The organism is Streptomyces sp. NPDC037401 (assembly GCF_055602345.1).
The window spans coordinates 1-2,157 of record NZ_JBVJWO010000081.1; the positions used below are offsets into that span (position 1 = coordinate 1).

Below are 2,157 nucleotides of genomic sequence, written 5' to 3' on the forward strand. Positions count from 1 at the left end.
GCCCACGGCTACCACCACCAACCCACCACCACCGCCACCCACTTCATCCCCCACCCCTACGGCCCCCCCGGCACCCGCCTCTACCGCACCGGAGACCAGGCGTACTGGGACACCGACGGCAACATCCACTACGCGGGCCGCACCGACACCCAGATCAAGATCCGCGGATTCCGGATCGAGCCCACGGAGATCGAGACCACCCTCACCAGCCACCCGCGCATCGCGCAGGCCGCGGTCACCACCCATCCCGACCGCCACCACATCCAGCAGCTCACGGCGTACATCACGACCGACGCCGCGGACGGCCCCGGCCCGCAGGAAGTCCGCAGCTGGCTGCGGACGCAGCTGCCGGACCACATGGTCCCCGCGTTCGTCACGGTGCTGGACCGGCTGCCGCTCACCGCGAACGGGAAGATCGACAAGCGGGCCCTGCCCGCGCCGACGCTCGGCACCACCGAGGGCCGCAGCCCCCGCACGCCCCTCGAGGAGATCCTGTGCGGGCTCTTCACCGAGATGCTGGCGGCGCCCGTACCGCTGACGATCGACGACAACTTCTTCGACCTCGGCGGCCACTCCCTCCTCGCCGCCCGCCTCACCAGCCGCATCGCCACCACCCTCGGCACTGCTCTCACCACCCGGCTCACGGTCCGCGACGTGTTCCAGAACCCGACGCCGGCCCTGCTCGCCGAGCGCCTCACCGCCCAGGACGGCCGGCCCGCCCTCCCGCCGCTGGCCCCGGCCGCCCGCACCTGCGAGCTGCCCCCGCTCTCGCACGCCCAGCAGCGCCTGTGGCTGATCTCGGACCTGGACCAGGGCGGTACGGCGTACAACGTGCCGATGTCGGTGCGGCTGGAGGGAGGACTCGACGCAGACGCCCTGCGTGCGGCCTTCGAGGACGTCGTGACCCGCCACGAGCCGCTGCGGACGGTGTTCGTACAGGTGGACGGCGAACCGCGGCAGCGCGTGCTGCCCGGCGGGCCGGACCGGCTCGTCTTCGAGCAGCGCCGGGTGGCTCCCGGGCACGCCGAGGCCGAGGTGGCCGCTGCCGCGGGCCACGCCTTCGACCTGGCTGCCGAGACCCCGCTGCGGGTGACGCTCTTCGAGCTCGGCGAGGACGGGTACGTGCTGCTGGTCCTCCTGCACCACATCGCGACGGACGGGCAGTCGCTGCGGCCGCTCTTCGACGACCTGGCCGTCGCGTACGCCGCGCGCCGTGAGGGGCGGGCGCCGCACTGGCCGGCGCTGCCGGTCCGGTACACGGACTTCGCGCAGTGGCAGCGGCGGGCGCTCGGCGACCCGGCCGATCCGGAGAGCCCGCTGGCGGGCGAGCTGGCGCACTGGCGGTCGGCGCTGGCCGGGCTGCCGGAGGAGCTGGGGCTGACCCTGGACCGGCCGCGGCCCGCCGTGGCGGGACACCGGGGCGGCGTGGTCCCGGTGGACTTCGGGCCGGAGCTGTACGGGCTCGTCGTCGCACTGGCCCGCGCCGAGCGGTGCACTCCGTTCATGGTGCTGCACGCCGCGCTGGCCGCGACGCTCACCCGGCTGGGCGCGGGTCCGGACGTGGCGATCGGCGCGCCGGTGGCGGGCCGCTCCGACGAGGCGCTCGGCGGGCTGGTCGGCTTCTTCGTGAACACGCTGGTGCTGCGCGCCGACACCTCGGGCAATCCGGAGTTCCGGGAGCTGCTGGCGCGGGTCCGCGCCGCCGATCTGGACGCGTACGCGCATCAGGAGACGCCGTTCGACCTGGTGCTCGAAGCGGTCAACCCGGAGCGCACGCTGTCCCGCCATCCGCTGTTCCAGGTGTGTCTGACGCTGGAGAGCGGGGGCTCGCCCGAGCTCACGCTCGCCGGGGTACGGACGCTGGGGACCGCAGCGGTGTCCAACGGCTCGGCCAAGTTCGACCTGGAGTTCCTGCTCGCCGGCGACGAGCGGGAGGGGCTCACGGGCGCGGTGGTCTACGACGCGGACCTGTTCGACGGGGCGAGCGTGGAGCGGATCGCGGCGATGCTGCGGCGGACGCTCGAGCAGGCCGTGGCCGATCCCGGACTGACGCTGAGCCGAATGGAGTTGCTGGATGCCGCGGAGCGGCGTCTGGTGCTGGAGGAGTGGAACGACACCGCGGTCGAGATCGGCGAGGCCTCCCTCGCGGGCCTGTTC

General features: G+C 73.9%; 1 protein-coding gene. It reads left to right on the forward strand.

Translation table 11 applies throughout. The annotated features are described in order from the left end of the window. Positions 1-2,157 (forward strand): condensation domain-containing protein (locus tag ACZ7H1_RS37280; RefSeq protein WP_470792933.1); only part of this gene is annotated, 2,157 nt, incomplete at both ends.